This window comes from Rhizobium sp. SRI_017 (assembly GCF_057586295.1).
The window spans coordinates 194,161-210,851 of sequence record NZ_JBYCZP010000008.1 but is presented as its reverse complement, the minus strand read 5'-3'; the positions used below and the strand labels follow the sequence as shown (position 1 = coordinate 210,851).

Sequence of the window (16,691 nt, the reverse complement as noted above, 5' to 3'; positions counted from 1 at the left end):
TCCGTGGTTTATGCGGTTTTCTGGGGTTCAACGGCCGCGATTAGGTAAAAAGTCCCAGACAGGAACGTCAGGATGCCGATGGCGATGATTGCGGCGGAGAAACCGAAGCGGTCCGCGATCAGTCCCGCCGAAAGCGCGCCGATGGCATAGCCGAGATCGCGCCAGAATCGGTAGACGCTGAGCGACCGGGCGCGCCATGTCGGATGCGACGCGTCGGACACGGCGGCGATCAGGCACGGATACACCATCGCGGTTCCGACTCCCAGAAGGACACTCCCCGCCAACCACCATCCGAAGTGGCCGCCAAGCGCCGTGATGAACAGCCCGGCGGCCTGAACCCACATGCCACCGACGATCAGCCCCTTTCGGCCCCAGCGGTCGCTGAGCGGCCCAGTGATCACCTGCCCGACGCCCCAAACGATCGGATAGACGGCCTTGAGGACGCCGATCCGCTCGATCCCGAGGCCGAGTGTGGTGAAGAATAGCGGAAAAATGCCCCAGCTCATGCCATCGTTAAGGTTGTTGACCAGGCCCGCCTGCGACGCAGCCATGAGGTTCCGGTCCTTGAACGATGTGAGAACGAACACCTCGCGGAACGAAAGCGCGGACGAAGGCTTTGCCGCTTGGCTCGCTTCGAGCTGGACATGCTGGCGTGTGTCTCGCACCAAGAGGATCGACAGGATCGTGCCTGCGACCGCATAGACCACACCGAGATAGATGGGCACGGGGCGCAGGCCATGTCGGCTTGCCAGGTAACCCGTCAGGAACGCGGTGAGGCCGACTGCGAAGTACCCGGCGAACTCGTTCAGGCCGACGGCGAAGCCACGGCCCTTGGGTCCGACTAGGTCGACCTTCATGACGACTGTCATCGACCATGCGAAGCCCTGGCTGAGACCCAAGAGCACGTTCGCCGCGATTATCCATCCCCAACTCGGAGCGAAGATTATGATGAACGGCACCGGAAGGCCGATCAGCCATCCGGCCACAAGCACACGCTTGCGGCCCCAGCTGTCCGCGAGCTGGCCTGACACGAGGTTCGCGAGCGCCTTCACCACGCCGAAGCTGACGATGAAGGAGGTGATCAGCACGGTCGATTCCACATGGAACTCGTTCGCGCCGATCAAAGGCACGACGGTGCGCTCGATGCCGACCATGCCGCCGACGAAGGCGTTGATGAGAAGAAGCAAGGAGAACTGTTGCCAGTTCTCTTTCAGTCCAAGCCGGACGGCGGATGGTTCGTCGATCGCGGACGTCGCCATCGATCAGGCCGCCGCCGCGGAAGTGCCGGAGTTGATCGCCCGGAGTTCTGCGGCCTGTGACGGAGCCGGCGGGATGTCCTTCGTCATGAACGCCACGAACTCCCCTTCGCTCTCGATCCTGAAGGCCTTGTTGAACTGCTTCTCGAAGCCGATCGTCGACGACGGATTGCCGCTCAGGCTCCTGCCGCATACCGACCCGGCATACGCACCGGGCATGATCGCCAGATAGTCCGGGAGCGCCTTCAGCTTTTCGATGCTGCGGAACAGGTCCCGCGCACCTTCCTCGGCGCTGACCGCGAGTTCGGTGCGCCCGAGATCGCCGACCATCAGCGTGTGCCCGGTGACGACGAACCACGGCTCCTGCGCCCGGGTTCGGTCGGTCACGAGAAGGCAGATGTGCTCCGGCGTGTGGCCGGGCGTGTGCAGCACCTTGAGCACGACGTTGCCGAGTTCCAGTTCGTCGCCGTCACGGACCGCCTTGAACGGCAGGCTGACATTCGCCTTCTCCGACAGCACGTATTCGGCTCCCGACGCCTCGGCGAGCGCCCTTCCGGCGGAGACGTGATCCGCATGGACGTGGGTGTCGATGACATAGAGGATGCGCATTCCCGATTGCTCGGCGGCGCGGATGTACGGCTCGATGTCGCCGACCGGGTCGACGACGGCCGCGGAGGCTCGGCCGCCGCAGCCAAGAAGATAGGAAATGCCGACCGGGTCGGAATGGAGAAACTGCCTGACGATCATGACCTTGCGGGCCTCCCTTTGGTGTGATAATTCTCATTCAACTAATTTCGTGAATGATTGAACCGGGAGCCAAACATTGTCAAGCGCCAAGAAGGCGGTGTTCGCCCGCCTCGCCGAGATTGCCCAGGGCCTCGCCCATCCGCACCGCATCGAATTGTTGGAACACCTCGCCCAGGGAACGCGCACCGTCGAGGAACTCGTCGCATTGACTGACCTGTCCTTCGCAAACACCTCGCGGCATCTGAAGGTCCTCCGGCAGTCGCATCTGGTCACCGCCCAACGGCGTGAGAGGAACGTCTTCTACTCTCTTTCGGGCGAAGCCGAAGTCGTCGGGCTCCTCGGCGCGGTCGCTGCCGTCGGCGAAAGGAACGATGCTGAAGTCCGGCACATCGTGGCCGACTATTTCCACTCGCCCGACACGCTCGACGCCGTCACCCGGGAGCAACTTCTTTCTCAGCTCGGCGACGGAACCGTGACCATCCTCGACGTGCGGCCCGAAGCCGAGTTTCTGCTCGGCCACATTCCCGGCGCTCTCAACATGCCGATCGAACAGCTTGCGGCGCGGCTGGCGGAATTGCCGAATGACCGCGAGATCGTCGCCTACTGCCGCGGCCCTTACTGCGTGTTCTCCTTCGAAGCGGAGACGTTCCTGCGGCGGCAGGGCTTTGGAGTTCATCGGCTCGAGGAAGGATTTCCTCAGTGGAAGGCGGCGGGTCTGCCTGTCGAGTTCAACCAAGCCGGCGTGAGCGCCGCATGACCATCTCCTGCCTCCCTTGGTATCATCTACCGGAGACCGAGGGAGCGCAGGACGCATTTTGGGCAGGTCTCGCGAGGCATCTCCGACGTCACGGTGTCAGGCACCTGCCAGGGCATTTGACGCGTGGGGTTTCTGTGCAGGCATTGCTCGCCGACCCTCGGATGGTGTTCGGACAATGCTGCGGCTACGACCTCGTCTACGGCTTCTCGGCCACGGTGGGCTATCTCGCCACGCCGCGCTATTCGGCACCAGGATGCGGGATCGCTACCTACAGCAGCCTAATCCTTGTGCGCGAGGATGAGGCTATGGGCGACATATCCAGTCTGCGCGGACGCGTGGCGGTCATCAACGGCTTCAACTCGCATTCGGGAGCCAACGCCCTTCGCTCCGTCGTGGCCCCGTTCAGTCGGAAGGGCAGATTCTTCTCCAAGGTCAAGGTGAGCGGAGGTCACGTCAGGAGCCTCGACATGCTTCTGGATGGGCAGGCCGACGTCATGGCCATCGACTGCGTTCTTCATGCGCTGCTCCTGCGGCATCGGCCCCGCGCCTTGGACGGGACCCGCGTCATCGGGCAGTCCGCTCCCGTCCCTGCGCCGCCGTTTGTGGCTTCGGCCGCCCTTCCGGACGACATCAGGAAGCGGATACGCGAAGCCTTGTTGGAGGCTCTCGTTGATCCGGCCCTGGTCGATGCCAGATCGATACTGCTCCTTGAGGGTGTGGAGCTTCTTCCTGCCCACGAATATCTCAAGATCGTCGAACTGGAGGCCGTGGCACTTCGAAGGGGCTACTTTGAACTGCACGCGACCACTCCAGCCATGGTGGACTGAAACAGGGATGCCGGAGGAACTGGTGTGAGAAGACCCCGCTTCATCGCCGAGCAGGCCCGAAACGCGACAGGACTGCTCGGCAGGCTCATTGCGTTCATCATGTCCCACGAGACCAAGGGCGACAATCGGCGGGCGATCCAAGCGCTCGCGGTTGCCCCCCGAGACCATGTGCTCGATGTGGGGTGTGGGCATGGGCGAAGTCTGACCGAACTGGCGGCACTGGCACCCACGGGCAAGGTTGTGGGGGTCGACCCATCCGACGTCATGGCGGACATGGCGGCCCGTCATGCCGGGGAGCTCATAACGTCTGGGCGGGTCCAAGTGGTCACAGCTTCGGTGGAGGCGCTGCCATTCCCAGACGCCTCCTTCGACAAGGCGCTTTGCGTCCATGTGGTGTATTTCTGGCCCGACCTCACTCATGCGCTTCGCGAAATCGCCCGTGTCCTCAAACCTGGCGGCCGGCTGGCGCTTTTGTTCCGGACGAATGTCAGTCAGTCGGTCGATGCGTTTCCGGCAGACGTCTACCGCTTCCCCGCGCTTGACGGAATAACCTCTGCTCTCGAAGACGCTGGCTTCGATGTCGAGGTCGTCGATGCGGCGGCCGAGAGGACATCTCCCGTCGTCGTCACGGCCACAAAGGCATGATGGGGAACCCGACAACCCTTTGCTTCAAATACCACGCCCCGATCATGCCCAACCCTTTCCGGCCTGAGCCTTGTCTCCGGCGCTCCGCCAAACATTCGAACGAAAGCGAAATTCATGCTCCGCAGTTCCATGCACAGACAGGTTCTCCTCCTCGCCACCGCGCAAGCCCTGTTCCAGACGGCATCGGTCCTTGTGATGACCGTCGGCGGCCTTGCGGGCGCTCAGATCGCGTCGCGGCCTGAGCTCGCCACGATGCCGATCGCCGCAATGTTCCTGGGCACGGCCGCGGCGACGTTTCCCGCGTCGATGTGGATGGCAAAGGTCGGACGTCGGACGGGCTTTGTGTTCGGAGCCCTGCTCGGCGTTCTTGGGGGCCTGAGCGCTGCATTCGGAATTTGGATGGGGTCACTCGCGGTGCTGTCGCTGGGAACATTCCTTGTCGGCACCTTCCAAGCGTTCGCGCAGTTCTATCGGTTCGCGGCTGGCGAAGTCTCGGACGACGCCTTCAAGCCACGCGCGATCTCGCTGGTCATGGGCGGCGGCGTCGTCGCCGCTTTGGCGGGACCGATGCTGGGACGCCTCGGAGGGTCGATCCTGTCTCCGGCCTACACGGGTTCGTTCCTGTTGCTCGCGGTCGTCTCCGCCGTGGCGGCGGCCATCCTCCTCGGCTTGCGGAGCCCGGAAACACACTCCGGGGTCGCCCACGACAGCGGCGGCCGGCCTTGGTCAAAGATAGTGCGCCAGCCCGCCTATCTGGTCGCTCTCTTCGGCGCGGTCACCGGATACGGGATCATGATCCTCGCGATGACGGCAACGCCGCTGGCGATGTCCCATCACCATCACGAGCTCTCGGCGACCGCTACGGTCATCCAGCTCCATGTCCTCGGCATGTTTCTTCCATCCTTCTTCACTGGTTCATTGATCGCCCGGTTCGGCGTGCTGCGGATCATGCTGACGGGCGTGCTGTTCTTCGCCGGACACATCGTCATGAGCCTTTCCGGAACGGGGTTCGCGTCCTTCGCTTCCGCCCTCGTTCTGCTCGGGATCGGTTGGAACTTCCTCTACATCGGCGGCACGACTCTGCTCACCACTACCTATACCGCCGCCGAAAAGGGACGCGCCCAAGCCACGAACGACATGACCATTTTCGCCGTCGGCCTCGCATGCTCCTTCAGCGCAGCGGCTCTGCTAGAGCGGTTCGGATGGGAGGCAATGAACATCGCCTTGATCCCCTGGCTGGTTCTCGCAGCGGCCGCCATCGTCTGGCTTGGATGGTTCCAGCGTCGGGCTCTCAGAGCGGCGGCGGCGGCGGAGTAATCGAGAGCTAGGCGGAGGATGATGCAAGCAACCTCCTGACGCTGGTCGACAGCGACACGGGCGGGCGAGCCAATGCTGCATATGGCCGCGTCTACATTGTCGCATCGATCATCTGGCTTTGGGTTGTCAAGGGAAGCCGTCCGGACGGTTGGGATGCTGCAGGCGCATTTGTTTGCTTGATTGGGAGCGGGATCATCCTCCTTGCGCCGAGGTCTGCTTAGGGCCAACTTGAGCCGTGACCTCAGGTCTCTGATGCACCAAGACAAGACATGCGCGGCTATGCTTTGGCCTGACCGATGGCGCGCGAGCGGAGCGGCAGATTTTTCGTTTGGAATCGATACGCCTGGTCACCCACACGTCAGGTAGGTTTTTGAGTGCAGCCCAGATCCGCAAACAGCGTCAACGCGCCAGCATAAATCCGAAGAAGTAAACCGCTTGCAGCGACTCGACAGTGAAGCCCGGATGTGCAGCAGCCATTTTTGCCATTATCACGTCGTCATGGCCGTGGTCTTTGATCCCTGTGCGTTCCTCGCGAAGGCGCTCGGCCCAATACTCTTGGCCCCAGCGCATGGCACTTTGTAGAAGCGCTGCCACTCGCTCCCGAATTTCGTGGGCTTCGCGCGGTGATAGACCAGACAGGCAAGCGCCCTCATCCAGGTTCTTTGAGACATCTGCATGTCTGGCGTTGAATAGCTCAATCGTAAGGAGCGCATCGGCTGGAGACATCGCTTTTATGCGCTGTTCAACACCTTGACGGGACCACTTCCATTCGTGATCGCTTTGCCCGTTCGACATGGGATTTGTGTTATCCCCGGCCATTGCAAATCTCCTATGTTTTAAGAAGCGGCAGCGAGCCGACTTAGAAGCCGTGCACCGCGATGATCATTGCGAACGCCAGGACGAAAAAGATGCCGACAATGGTCATCGCGCTCACCAGGAGGGCGGCGGCAATCGGATAGACATTGCGCCATGCGAGCGCCGACCCGGCGATTGCGAAGACGGCCGATCCGCCGATGTAGATCGGGCTAACTTTGTCGTCGCCGTGAAAGTCGATTGATGGCAGCGACGAAAGCCAGCCCAGCACGACGCTTCCGGCCACGACAAGTGTAGTACTGCGAAGATCGCGGCGGGCCACCAGCGCGAAAGCGACGACGGCTGCAACCGCCTGGAGCCCGGCCATCGCGGCCGCCATCCATCCAAAGCGTCCGGAGCCCGGGTAACCCACCCCCATGAAAAAGTAGGCCACATTCCACACGCCCGAATAGACCTGCAGCACAGCAGTGAGAACGAGCAGTGGCCATGCCGCCTGTGACGCCAGAGATCTTTTCTGCTGTCCTTCGCTTGCCATTTGCCGATCTCTGAAAGCCGGATTGCCTCGGCTAATCACCAGCCTGTCCCAAGAGGTGTCTGCACCAGATTTGGTGGGGGCACTTTAACATAGCTGCGTCATTGTCGCGAATGCCCTGTGGCTGCCTATGAACGGCACCGGGTTTGGATCGACGCTCTTCAAACGCGGGCTTGCCAGCCAACTTGGAGCCGACGTCGAAATGGTTTTCGACCCCGACGGCCTCCAGTGCCGGATCACCGCTGCCGACCAGCGTCTCGCCGACCAGAAACCAGAGACTTTGTTCGACGATCGTAAAGGCCGGCGGGGTCGTAACCAGGTGTCCCACAAGCGCCAACAGCATTCGTCCAATTAGCTACGCACTATTGCCTGAGCAGTTGAGTTTGCAAAATATCCCGCAGCCAATCGGAATAGGCGTCGTTCGAAAGACCCTCCACTTTTGTCATTAGGAGAAAGAGTTCGGGGCTTGCCAGCCGCCAGAGATGATCCGTGGCTTGTGAAATGTCGATGTCGCCTCGAAGTGGTCCATTGCCGATCAACGAGGTTGCCACGAAACTCAGGTTTCTGCGGCGGCTCTCATGCATTGTTGCATAAAGTTTCGATAAGCCGGAGTCGGCCGCCGCAGCCGTCCGCAACACCGCCATGATATCCGAGACGTTAGCAAGAACCCTCGCAATATCCTGTGCGAAGAGGGCAATCTGAACCGATTGGCTTTCTGCCCGCACAATCTCCAAAGGCCCACTTTGCTCCAACAGCGCCTTGTCGGGTTGGTCGCCTCGAATAGCCTTCTCAATCACAGCCTGGAGAATAGCCTCCTTGTTCCGAAAGGTGGCATAGATCGTTTCAGGTGACACCTTGGCCGCCTTCGCAATTCCGGCAATCGTGGTCGACTGCCATCCCAAGGAGATGAAGAGTGTCCGCGCAGCGCCGATCACTAGATTTCTCGTTCGTGCCGCCTGCTCGGAACGGCGGGCCGAGTTGTATTTTCGCTTTGGCTTGACAGGGCTCATGATTTGGATAAACATTGACTGTATTGAATATGACTTGAGTGTAGCAAAAGCTTCCTGATGCGCAAGTTCGAAGGAGCCTAGCATGCAAATTTACGTTGCCATCGCTCATGCCCTCGCAGTGATGCTCCTGGGTCTGGTGACGGGCAGCATGTTCGCGATCTGGCTAGGCTACCCGATTGTCGGCTACTCACCCTCGACGTTTGTGGAGGTGCATCAAGGTGCGGTCCGAGGTTTGAATTCGGTCCTCCCTGCTCTGGCGGCAGCCGCCCTCGTGCTCGTTGCAGTTCTTGCCGTCATGGCTAGGCGACAGCCGCCAATCATGTGGCTCTATCTGACCGTCGCCGGACTTGTCGTTGTCGGCGGTTTGATTACTCGATTCATCAACCAGCCGATCAACGCGCAGGTCATGACGTGGACTGCAGCATCGCTCCCGACGGAGTGGTCAGAGGTTCGCCAACTGTGGTGGACGTGGCACCAAGTGCGTTTTGCGACGACCTCGATCGCCCAGGTGCTGCTCATCACCGCAATCTTCATCGACCGAAAAGCGTAACGTTGTTCGGGCATCCCCACCGACCGATGATCGCGATTTCACCTACCGTTTCATGCGACCGAAAATGTTGAGGAGGCCTCAATGCAGGTCACTGAACACGGACGGGACCGTCATCATCAATGGGTGAGCGTGGTTCGAGGCATTTGATGCTATTCGATATCCCGCCTGGCGAAGCCGACACCCAGCACCACAACCAGAAAGACGATCAAAAACCTTGATCGAGCTTTAGCGCCGTTCACGCGTGCACCCTCCCATCGCGCCTTCTACGACTCCGTCATTTGTCTCCAGCATTGTCGGCGCTCTCTTTCGGACCAGGCTTCTCCGCGGCGAGGAAATTGCCGATGGGACGAAGCGTTTCGAAGTTGTCGCAAACCACTTTGATGATCACCAGTATCGGCACGGCCATCAGGGCCCCGACGAAGCCCCAGAGCCAGGACCAGAACGAGATCGAAATGAACACAAAGACCGCGTTTAGTTCCAGTCGCCGACCCAACAACATCGGCGTCAGAAATTGACCTTCGAGGATGTGGACCAACAGAATGAAGCCGGGAGCGATAAGAGCGTAAAGCGTGTCATCGAATGTGACGATCGAGATCACGCCGACCAATACAATTGCGATAAGCGCCCCGACATAGGGCAGGAAGTTGAGCACAGTCGAGGCAACGCCCCAGACAAGAGCGTTCGGAATTCCAATGATCCACATGCCGCTGCCGACAACGATGCCGACGATCACGTTGATGACGGAGATCGTGAAGAGATAACGGCTTATTTCCGCCTGGATGTTGTAGATGACCTTGAGGGCTTTTTTCTTGTCGCTGAGATTGGGGAAGAGCTGGATGATCTTCTGGTAGAACAGCGTTCCGGACGCGAGCAGGAAGAGCGAAAGCACAAAGGTCACGGCGAGCGTGGTACCTATGGATAGAAGGCTGCCTGCTGCTCGCGACAGAATGCCAGGCTGCGCTACGACCACTTTTTGGACGGTGCCGTCATCGACATTTTCAGAGACTTTGTCGATCTGGTCCGTGGCCTTGATCGCCTTTTCGAACATGCGGCGCACGGTCTCGGCGCGTTCACGCAGCTTCTCTCCGATCTCTGGAGCGTCACTAATCATCTGCGAAACCGGTCCGCTCGTGAAATAGCCTAGCGTTCCGAAGCCGAGAGCCGACATGAAGATCAAAATGGTCGCAGCAACTGCAGAAGGCACGCCCCATTTGCCCATGTAGCGGACCACGGGTGTCAACGTCGTCGCCAGAATAAAAGCCATGACAACAGGGGTGAGGAACTCACGTCCAATATATATGCCGTAGACAAACATCATCAGGAAGATGCCGACAATGTAGGGATGCGACCTGTATGAAGTGGCGAGACGACGAGGACGAGATTCATTGGCGTGATCGCTAGACATCACATCCTCCGATTGACTGCGCACGAGTGCGACTTCAGAACACAAACATGGCGATGGTGCTCAGACCCATTACGACGGCGGTGAAGATGCTGATCGCGATCATCCAACGCGGGGCCTTGAGTTCGCCCATGATGGCGCGGTTCCTCGCCATCATGACCATGACGATGATGAGCGGGGTCGCCAACACTCCGTTGACCACCGCGCTCCAGTACAACGCGCGGACCGGGTCGAGACCAACCATGGTGACTGCGACACTGCCGAGAGTGGCGACGACGATCGTGGCGTAAAACGCTTTGGCGTCACTGAGCTTCTTGCCGAGCCCTTCCTTCCAGCCGAAGCTCTCGGCGACGGCGTAAGCAGTTGACCCGGCCAGAACCGGGACTGACAACAATCCCGTGCCGATGATGCCCAGCGCGAAGACGATGAAGGCGAACTGTCCAGCGACGGGCTTGAGTGCTTCCGCGGCTTGCGCCGAACTCTCTATGTGGTTGACGCCTTGAGCATGCAGGGTTGAGGCTGCAGCGACCATGATGCAGATGGCGACGAAGTTGGAGAAGCCCATGCCGATAAGAGTGTCCATCCTGATGCGGCCGAGTTCGTCCTTCGCCTTCGACGGATATCTCTTGAGATAGGGCGCTCGCTTACGCTCCAGTTCCTCCACCTCCTCGCCGGCCTGCCAGAAGAACAGGTAGGGACTGATGGTGGTCCCGAGGATCGCGACAATTGCGGTGAACGTTGCACCTGACATTTCGACGCTTGGGATAAGGATCCCTTCGAGCGCCTGTTCCCAGGGTACGCCAACGACGAGCACGACGGCTACATAGGCGAAGAGGGATAGCGTCAGCCATTTTAAGACTCGGACATAGGCCGGATATGGCACAAGGACTTGCACCAGAGCGCAGACAATGCCGAACATGAGCGCATAGAGGACCTGCGGCCCGCCGGCCAAAAGGCGAAGTGCGGCTCCCATGGCGGCAAGGTTCGCGCCGATGTTGATGAAATTGGCGATGAACAGAAGAGCCGTCGCGCCGTATGCAAGCCAGGGCGAGTAATGTCGCTTGAGGTTCTTCGAGAGGCCGCTGCCCGACACAGCACCGATGCCTGCGCTAAGCCCTTGCACAGCCGTCATCAACGGGTAGCTGAACAACATCGTCCAACCAAGGGTGTAACCGAACTGCGCGCCAATCTGACTATAGGTCGCTATCCCGCTGGGGTCGTCGTCGGCAGCACCCGTTACGAGACCAGGACCGAGCGCTTTGAGGAAGCCGGAGGGCGACTTCTTATGAGCAGTTCTATCGATCGATGATGAAACCATTCAATGTTCTCCGGTCAGAATATTTTGCAATGTCGCCGACTCAACACCCGCTCTCGGTGGAGGGAGTATCGAAGCAGGGGCCGCCGTCTCGCTTAACCCGCCTAATGCAACACGCCCGAGGTAGATCAATGCCTCGCGTAAAGCACAGACGTCATAAGGCTTAGCGATAACACCGAGCGCGCCACCCAGGTCCGCCGGAATGCACTTCGGGGTGCCCGTGAAAAACACGTAGGGAATTCCGCGCGAGCAGAGATTGCGTCCGACTTCTATGCCGCTCGGGCCGTCGAGAAGATGGACATCGACCAACGCGAAGTCGATCGGCCTTTCCTCGATGGCGCCGATCACATCGCGGCCGGCCATCACCGGACCGACGACATCGTGGCCGAGCTGGGCGAGCTCGTCGAAAAGCTCATAGGCCAGCAGCGGTTCGTCCTCCACGACAAGTACCGTGAGGGCAGCTTCAGCGGACTGCGATGTAGGTCGCTCCCTTTTAAAGATCATGGCGTTCGTTACCTCACACCCGTCACGATAATCCCGCCGTCTATGCTGTCCGCGGTGAACTCGATCGCAGTCCCTGGCTTGAGCCTTGTGATGTCGACATCTTCGCCCACGACGAAGCTCATCGTCATTCCTGGCATGCCCAGATTGGAAATGTCGCCATGCTCAAGCGTCACCGTTCGCGCCGCTTGATCCACCTCGACAACCTTGCCTTTGACAAAGTCTGCGGCGAACCCGATCGAAAACGAAAGCGTCGGCGCGGCAGCCAATACGATGATTGCTGTCTTCATACCTCTGTTCCTCCTTAGTGTCGGCTCGCCGAAAGCACCTGCGCGGCACTCGTCCAGCCCCTTGAGTTCAGCCCCGCCACAGCGCGGTTGCGAGCGGTGCCGGAGTTTAGACCCGACTTGTCTTCACCCGACGGCCCGCCAGGGAACAGAGCGCGCCCGACGATGATCAAGTCTTCTCCGGTTTCCGTCAGTCTGTAGCAGCCGTCGAACCCGCTGACGCAATTCATACAACTGCATGCTTCCACGAAGGGAACATGTCGATGTCGCAATGCCCGAAGGACCGCGTTTCGATCGTCGGCCTCCATGTGGCTGTCGAGGATCGCTCCATCGAGGTGTCGATCAGCAAGGAGGAGCGTGACATCCTCCGGGAATGTCACAGGCCCTATTACCTCAGCCCCGAACTGCTCCAGCAGACGATACAGCCTAAACGGAACGAGTAGGTCCTTCTCGACGACCAAAATCCTTTTGCCCTGAAAATCGCCTCTCGTACCGCCCGCCCTCATCGATCCATCTCCTGGAGCAGCGCGGCCGTGTCGGGTGTGTCGGGCGTAAGGTCGTCGCGGCACTTCCACGTGCGCATGCGATTGAGCCAGTTGTTGGCGGAAGGGGACCGCACCATTTTCTGGACGAGGACCTGGCATGCCCGTGCGTCTCGGGCGACGATGGTCTTGAGCGACGAGGTGCCGGAGCCTTCAGCCTGCATTGAAGCCATGGCGACGGCGCTCGCCGCGAAGGCGAGCGATAGAGTGATCTTTCTCATTATTGAGCCTCGAAATCATGGGTAACCTGCCCGGATGGACGGCGGCCTAGATGTTTGATGAGGATCAGATTGACTTGGGTGGAGGGTTGAGGGGTCGCCGGACGGCAGAGCGCGACGTGGTGCCGTAATCGATATCGTGGATAGATGTCGCCTTCAGCACAGGGGTCGGGACGTACTCTGTTGCCAACCCAATGGCGCAGGCAAAATTCGAGCAGCAGCCGTCGTGGTGGGCACCCTTTGAGTCGGATTTGTCCCGATTCATTGTCTGATGACAGGGAGGAAGCTTGGCTTTCGCGACATGGACCGTGGATGCGAAGCTAGGGTTGTCGACATGAGCCATCGCCTGGACGTACCTCGAAGCGAGGACGAAGGCGAGACAAAGCATAAATCGTAAGATCAGCGGCCTAAGCGACATTACCCAGCTCTCCTTGCGCAAACAAACGCTTTTCGGGCCAAAGAGTTCCTCGGCAGAAGGTGGCGGTCTGACGCGGCGAACGCGGAAGCCGACGCAGTGACAGCGGTCGATCTCGACTTCATCGTCGAGGGCTGGCACCTCGAACTGAGCCGCGACCCAGTCCATCGCACTGGTGACTGCGTAGAGCCTCGCCACGTACGTACCTGTCACGAAATTCAGGGAGATGACGTAGCGACAGCGCGGGAACGAGGTCGAGCGTTTTGGGCGGCAGCCGGCTTCTCGTCATCGCCGCCCTTTTCTCGTAATAGAGCCGCCACATGCCCGGCATGTCGTCAACTTCTTCCGGCGGGATGAACCTCGTGAAAATGGTTCGCTCGGGATGCCGACCCGACATCTCGACGACCTCCGGCGACACCGCCTTCATCCAAGGCACCTGTTATGGGGGCTCTTCGAGACGCCAGCAGAAAGGAGCGCACGACAAATGAGGTTGATCCTCGCCGCCGCTCTGCTCGCGCTTCCCCTTCCTTCCCAAGCATATGGCCCCGGCAAGGGCGCGATCGACATTTGCAGGGCCGGCCATCCCGCCGCCCGCCATGTCACATGGGTCTATGACGGCGATACCCGATGGGAAAACGGAGTAAAGTGGCGTCTACTTGATGTCGATGCACCAGAGATTTCCGACGCCGCATGCCCGAGGGAGTTGGAACTCGCCCGCCGCTCTCGGGATCGTCTTATCACCCTCATGCAACACGGACATGTGATCCGCTGGAGCGGCAAGGCCGATGGGAAAGGCAAGCGCTCGCAGCGACTGGTGGACATTGTGCTGCCAGATGGTCGCGACGTCGCTTCAATCCTCATTCAAGAGCGCCCGGCACAGCCTTGGCCCAATTCCGGCAACGTGTGGTGCGATGCGCGCTGAAAACAGCAGCCTATCAGCGATTATGCCCGTCCTGTAACAGGGGCTTAACAGAGCGAGAGTGATTGAAAACAACGGCTGTTCAATAGCGATTGAGCCACCACGCTATTACTAAGGGAACAGCCCTTTATTACCGAAGCTGCTATTCCGTGCTGCCGGTTTGCCAAGCCCCCTAGGCGATATCGTACGCGACATTCCGCTGGCCTTACTGGATGGCGCACTCACCTAAAGGAACACTACCGTCCGGTAGTCGACTTGTACCCTCTTTTTGATGGAGAGCTGCAGTGGCACGAGCGAGATTGAGAGTCGAACTTGCTGTGCTAGTCCTGGCGGGATTGGCTTCACCGAATTTGTGCAATGCGGCAGCCGCCCTCGTCTGCGACGCCGATCACTCGCGTTGCTATGGGTCGAGCACTTGGTCAAGCAAGCCAGACGCGATTGATGAAGCCATGGATAAATGCATTAAATCAGGAGGCAAATGTGCGATAGCCGATACCACCGATCAGCCATGCATTGGGTGGTTCCGCGCTCCATCTGGAACTAGCCTCCACAGTTTCGGTCCTTCATACAGCTACGTTGTCGATGACGGAACTCGTCGCTGTGAGGAAATGGCTGGCGAAGAGTGTGTGACCCGTTTCATTTACTGCAATTGAAGAAACTGCGCTGCTGGCCGCCCTGACCGCTTATTTCAGAGTGTTCGGCGGATCGGTCGGGCTGCCGCAGGACTTCAGTGGCGTGATGGCCAAGCAGCGTCGCACGGTGGTGCTGACGGTCGGCCTTGTCGTCCAGGCCGTTGCCGCGGCCTTCGTCGCGAGCGCCTGGCCGCTCATTGTCGCCTGCGCGATTATCGCGCTTGGATGCCTCGTGACCTGCGCCACCCGAACTATAGCCATCGGCCGCGCATTGGAGCGTGCATGATTGCCATCATCCGCCGCCTGATTGTCCTACTCGTTCGCATTCTCGTGGGCGCGCGAAGCCACTGGCGAGGATGTGCGCCGGACCCACGTCGCCGCATCTATTTCGCCAACCATAGCAGCCATTTCGAACCGTGGCTGTCATGGCTGCCCTGCCCTGGTCGGTGCGTCGCCTGACCCATCCGGTCGCCGCCAGTGACTATTGGGGCACGAGCGGGCTCCGGAAATTCATTGCCGAAAGGTGCCTGCGCGCTGTTCTGGTCGACCGAAAGCCACGTGTGCACAGCGATCCGCTTGGTCCGCTGGAAAGACTGCTCGAAGAGGTCGTTCTATCCTGATTTTCCCCGAGGGAACGCGCGCCACTGATGAGGTCGTTGCCTTCCGGAGTGGTCTGTTCCATCTGGCGCGCCGTTTTCCGGATGTCGATCTGGTGCCGATCTATCTCGACAACCTCAGCCGCATCCTGCCCAAGGGAAGCTGGCTGGTTGTGCCAATCACATGCACGGCGCGCTTTGGAACACCGCTTCGCCTGATCCCGGGCGAAGAAAAGGCCGCGTTTCTGTCCCCGCCCGTAACGCCGTGATCGGCCTTTCGGATGGAAGTGCGACGCCATGACCGATACATTCTCGCTCGTTCTCGGCTGAATTCTCGCCCTCCTCGCCGTCTCGACCTTGGTCGGTTTCGTGCTTCAGCAAAGGGGACCGAGCCTTCGTCGCTTGCGACCGTCGAAAACCTCAATGCGCGCATCCGGTCCTGGTGGATCATGGTGGTGGTCTTCGGCGGCGCCGTCTTTTTGGGGCAAACCGTCACAACCTTCCTGTTCGCCATTGGATTGTTTTCGATCTTCATCCCGGTCTACGCCTTCCTCATCCTGCCGGCCACGATGTCCATTGCGGGTGCGGGCGACGTCAACGACTTCCTCGCACGTAGCGCCAAGGTGCAATGGGGATTGATGCTGACGGTCTATTCGATCAGTCAAGCCCCTGCCCTGCTGATGCTGGAAACAGGATCCTCCCCGGCCCTGCTCCTCGTCTATCTCGTGATCGTCGTGCAGCTCAGCGACGTGTTCCAATATGTCAGGGGAAAGCTCCTGGGCAAGCACCGTTTCTCGCCCAATATCAGCCCTTCCAAGACGATCGAGGGGTTGGTCGGTGGCGGCCTCTCGGCAATCGCAGTGGGAACACTTCTCTATCCTCTGACGCCCTTCTCACCTCCGCAGTCGGCGGCCGTCAGCGGCGTTATCGTTACCGCTGGCTTCTTTGGCGGCTTCGTGCTCTCGGCGATCAAGCGCGATCTCAAGGCCAAGGATTGGGGCTATGTCATCGAAGGCCATGGCGGCGTACTCGATCGCTCGACTCGATAACCTTCGCCGCACCGCTGCTTTTCCACATCACGCGCTATTGGTTTTCAGGTTGATCCCAGGGACAATCCCGCGTTTGAACCCGGACCTCTTTTCGGCTAGCCGGATGATGTGTCTAGATGGGGTACTTGGCTGGCGTCCCATCTAGTGGTGATGGGTTGAGGTTCTGCATTCTAAGCTAATGATAACAGTGGTCTGCGTGACGCAGCCACCGCCATCGGGAAGGAAGTTTGGCATGAAGCATTTTGCTGGACTCGTCGTTGTCAAAGAGACCTCCATTCTGCGACCGCAGGCTCGGCTTCAGCGGCTTCAAGAACGGCATATCCTTGGCTGACGAAGCAGTCGTACTCCTGCCAAGACTCAA

The 16,691-nt window shown here is 59.8% G+C and carries 19 protein-coding genes and 3 pseudogenes; 12 read left to right on the top strand and 10 right to left on the bottom strand.

The genetic code is table 11. The features are described 5' to 3' along the window. Positions 1–8 precede the first annotated feature (8 nt). A complete protein-coding gene (locus AC2YI2_RS19130; RefSeq protein WP_487388065.1) occupies positions 9–1,259 on the bottom strand; it encodes an MFS transporter in 1,251 nt (416 codons plus the stop codon). A 3-nt stretch (positions 1,260–1,262) separates the two neighbouring features. Further along, complete coding sequence (locus tag AC2YI2_RS19125; RefSeq protein WP_487388064.1) at positions 1,263–2,003, bottom strand: MBL fold metallo-hydrolase; 741 nt, start codon at positions 2,001–2,003, stop codon at positions 1,263–1,265. Between the two features lie 76 nt (positions 2,004–2,079). Between AC2YI2_RS19125 and AC2YI2_RS19120 the strand changes: the two genes are divergently transcribed. From AC2YI2_RS19120 to AC2YI2_RS19100, 5 genes are all read left to right on the top strand, one after another. Next, on the top strand, positions 2,080–2,760 hold the full coding sequence (locus tag AC2YI2_RS19120) for an ArsR/SmtB family transcription factor (protein WP_487388063.1): 681 nt from the start codon (positions 2,080–2,082) through the stop codon (positions 2,758–2,760). Between the two features lie 134 nt (positions 2,761–2,894). Then, a complete protein-coding gene (locus tag AC2YI2_RS19115) occupies positions 2,895–3,587 on the top strand; it encodes a phosphate/phosphite/phosphonate ABC transporter substrate-binding protein (RefSeq protein WP_487388062.1) in 693 nt (230 codons plus the stop codon). Positions 3,588–3,611: 24 nt separating this feature from the next. Continuing rightward, entirely contained in the window at positions 3,612–4,232 is a 621-nt protein-coding gene (locus tag AC2YI2_RS19110) for a class I SAM-dependent methyltransferase (protein ID WP_487388061.1), read from the top strand. Between the two features lie 114 nt (positions 4,233–4,346). Next, complete coding sequence (locus AC2YI2_RS19105) at positions 4,347–5,549, top strand: MFS transporter (protein WP_487388060.1); 1,203 nt, start codon at positions 4,347–4,349, stop codon at positions 5,547–5,549. Between the two features lie 35 nt (positions 5,550–5,584). Further along, entirely contained in the window at positions 5,585–5,770 is a 186-nt protein-coding gene (locus AC2YI2_RS19100; RefSeq protein ID WP_487388172.1) for a YnfA family protein, read from the top strand. A 178-nt stretch (positions 5,771–5,948) separates the two neighbouring features. Here the strand turns inward: AC2YI2_RS19100 and AC2YI2_RS19095 are convergent, their stop codons facing one another. Then, positions 5,949–6,368, bottom strand: coding sequence for a hypothetical protein (locus AC2YI2_RS19095; RefSeq protein WP_487388059.1), 420 nt, complete (start codon positions 6,366–6,368; stop codon positions 5,949–5,951). Between the two features lie 40 nt (positions 6,369–6,408). Continuing rightward, the gene (locus tag AC2YI2_RS19090) at positions 6,409–6,897 is read right to left on the bottom strand and encodes a hypothetical protein (RefSeq protein WP_487388058.1); all 489 of its coding nucleotides are present in this window, start codon (positions 6,895–6,897) and stop codon (positions 6,409–6,411) included. A gap of 127 nt (positions 6,898–7,024) precedes the next feature. Between AC2YI2_RS19090 and AC2YI2_RS19085 the strand changes: the two genes are divergently transcribed. Beyond that, positions 7,025–7,249 (top strand): hypothetical protein, encoded by a 225-nt coding sequence (locus tag AC2YI2_RS19085; RefSeq protein ID WP_487388057.1) that lies wholly within the window; start codon positions 7,025–7,027, stop codon positions 7,247–7,249. Positions 7,250–7,256: 7 nt separating this feature from the next. Here AC2YI2_RS19085 and AC2YI2_RS19080 read toward each other — a convergent pair whose 3' ends face one another. Then, positions 7,257–7,919: a TetR/AcrR family transcriptional regulator gene (locus tag AC2YI2_RS19080; protein WP_487388056.1), complete on the bottom strand. Its 663-nt coding sequence runs from the start codon at positions 7,917–7,919 to the stop codon at positions 7,257–7,259. Between the two features lie 67 nt (positions 7,920–7,986). On the opposite strand from AC2YI2_RS19080, the gene AC2YI2_RS19075 reads away from it, so the two are divergent. Further along, the gene (locus tag AC2YI2_RS19075) at positions 7,987–8,454 is read left to right on the top strand and encodes an anthrone oxygenase family protein (RefSeq protein ID WP_487388055.1); all 468 of its coding nucleotides are present in this window, start codon (positions 7,987–7,989) and stop codon (positions 8,452–8,454) included. A 274-nt stretch (positions 8,455–8,728) separates the two neighbouring features. On the opposite strand, the gene AC2YI2_RS19070 is transcribed toward AC2YI2_RS19075, so the two are convergent. The 4 genes from AC2YI2_RS19070 to AC2YI2_RS19055 are packed head-to-tail and all read right to left on the bottom strand — an operon-like array spanning position 8,729 to position 11,962. Further along, positions 8,729–9,859, bottom strand: coding sequence for an AI-2E family transporter (locus tag AC2YI2_RS19070; protein ID WP_487388054.1), 1,131 nt, complete (start codon positions 9,857–9,859; stop codon positions 8,729–8,731). 34 nt (positions 9,860–9,893) lie between these two features. After that, positions 9,894–11,174, bottom strand: coding sequence for an NRAMP family divalent metal transporter (locus AC2YI2_RS19065; RefSeq protein ID WP_487388053.1), 1,281 nt, complete (start codon positions 11,172–11,174; stop codon positions 9,894–9,896). Next, positions 11,175–11,675 carry a response regulator gene (locus AC2YI2_RS19060; RefSeq protein WP_487388052.1) on the bottom strand — a complete coding sequence of 167 codons (501 nt, stop codon included), beginning with the start codon at positions 11,673–11,675 and terminating at the stop codon, positions 11,175–11,177. An 8-nt stretch (positions 11,676–11,683) separates the two neighbouring features. Continuing rightward, positions 11,684–11,962, bottom strand: coding sequence for a copper-binding protein (locus tag AC2YI2_RS19055; RefSeq protein WP_487388051.1), 279 nt, complete (start codon positions 11,960–11,962; stop codon positions 11,684–11,686). A gap of 254 nt (positions 11,963–12,216) precedes the next feature. Between AC2YI2_RS19055 and AC2YI2_RS19050 the strand changes: the two genes are divergently transcribed. Further along, entirely contained in the window at positions 12,217–12,402 is a 186-nt protein-coding gene (locus AC2YI2_RS19050) for a hypothetical protein (RefSeq protein ID WP_487388050.1), read from the top strand. Between the two features lie 59 nt (positions 12,403–12,461). Here AC2YI2_RS19050 and AC2YI2_RS19045 read toward each other — a convergent pair whose 3' ends face one another. Beyond that, positions 12,462–12,722 (bottom strand): hypothetical protein, encoded by a 261-nt coding sequence (locus AC2YI2_RS19045; protein WP_487388049.1) that lies wholly within the window; start codon positions 12,720–12,722, stop codon positions 12,462–12,464. 896 nt (positions 12,723–13,618) lie between these two features. Here AC2YI2_RS19045 and AC2YI2_RS19040 point away from each other — a divergent pair. The 4 genes and pseudogenes from AC2YI2_RS19040 (at position 13,619) to AC2YI2_RS19025 (ending at position 16,383) form a co-directional block, all read left to right on the top strand. Continuing rightward, the gene (locus AC2YI2_RS19040; RefSeq protein WP_487388048.1) at positions 13,619–14,056 is read left to right on the top strand and encodes a thermonuclease family protein; all 438 of its coding nucleotides are present in this window, start codon (positions 13,619–13,621) and stop codon (positions 14,054–14,056) included. 657 nt (positions 14,057–14,713) lie between these two features. Then, positions 14,714–14,971 (top strand): annotated as a pseudogene (locus AC2YI2_RS19035) (CDP-alcohol phosphatidyltransferase family protein); the annotation flags it as partial. Further along, positions 14,968–15,582: pseudogene (locus tag AC2YI2_RS19030) on the top strand (lysophospholipid acyltransferase family protein). The pseudogenes AC2YI2_RS19035 and AC2YI2_RS19030, both read left to right, overlap by 4 nt. Before the next feature lie 29 nt (positions 15,583–15,611). Next, a pseudogene (locus tag AC2YI2_RS19025) lies at positions 15,612–16,383 on the top strand (phosphatidate cytidylyltransferase). Positions 16,384–16,691 lie beyond the last annotated feature (308 nt).

Bases quoted from the DNA above. Each gene is read 5' to 3' on its own strand.
- AC2YI2_RS19130 (WP_487388065.1), bottom strand. From the start codon at position 1,259: ATGGCGACGTCCGCGATCGACGAACCATCCGCCGTCCGGCTTGGACTG.
- AC2YI2_RS19125 (WP_487388064.1), bottom strand. From the start codon at position 2,003: ATGATCGTCAGGCAGTTTCTCCATTCCGACCCGGTCGGCATTTCCTAT.
- AC2YI2_RS19105 (WP_487388060.1), top strand. From the start codon at position 4,347: ATGCTCCGCAGTTCCATGCACAGACAGGTTCTCCTCCTCGCCACCGCG.
- AC2YI2_RS19095 (WP_487388059.1), bottom strand. From the start codon at position 6,368: ATGGCCGGGGATAACACAAATCCCATGTCGAACGGGCAAAGCGATCAC.
- AC2YI2_RS19090 (WP_487388058.1), bottom strand. From the start codon at position 6,897: ATGGCAAGCGAAGGACAGCAGAAAAGATCTCTGGCGTCACAGGCGGCA.
- AC2YI2_RS19085 (WP_487388057.1), top strand. From the start codon at position 7,025: ATGAACGGCACCGGGTTTGGATCGACGCTCTTCAAACGCGGGCTTGCC.
- AC2YI2_RS19080 (WP_487388056.1), bottom strand. From the start codon at position 7,919: ATGTTTATCCAAATCATGAGCCCTGTCAAGCCAAAGCGAAAATACAAC.
- AC2YI2_RS19075 (WP_487388055.1), top strand. From the start codon at position 7,987: ATGCAAATTTACGTTGCCATCGCTCATGCCCTCGCAGTGATGCTCCTG.
- AC2YI2_RS19070 (WP_487388054.1), bottom strand. From the start codon at position 9,859: ATGTCTAGCGATCACGCCAATGAATCTCGTCCTCGTCGTCTCGCCACT.
- AC2YI2_RS19065 (WP_487388053.1), bottom strand. From the start codon at position 11,174: ATGGTTTCATCATCGATCGATAGAACTGCTCATAAGAAGTCGCCCTCC.
- AC2YI2_RS19060 (WP_487388052.1), bottom strand. From the start codon at position 11,675: ATGATCTTTAAAAGGGAGCGACCTACATCGCAGTCCGCTGAAGCTGCC.
- AC2YI2_RS19055 (WP_487388051.1), bottom strand. From the start codon at position 11,962: ATGAAGACAGCAATCATCGTATTGGCTGCCGCGCCGACGCTTTCGTTT.
- AC2YI2_RS19050 (WP_487388050.1), top strand. From the start codon at position 12,217: ATGTCGATGTCGCAATGCCCGAAGGACCGCGTTTCGATCGTCGGCCTC.
- AC2YI2_RS19045 (WP_487388049.1), bottom strand. From the start codon at position 12,722: ATGAGAAAGATCACTCTATCGCTCGCCTTCGCGGCGAGCGCCGTCGCC.
- AC2YI2_RS19040 (WP_487388048.1), top strand. From the start codon at position 13,619: ATGAGGTTGATCCTCGCCGCCGCTCTGCTCGCGCTTCCCCTTCCTTCC.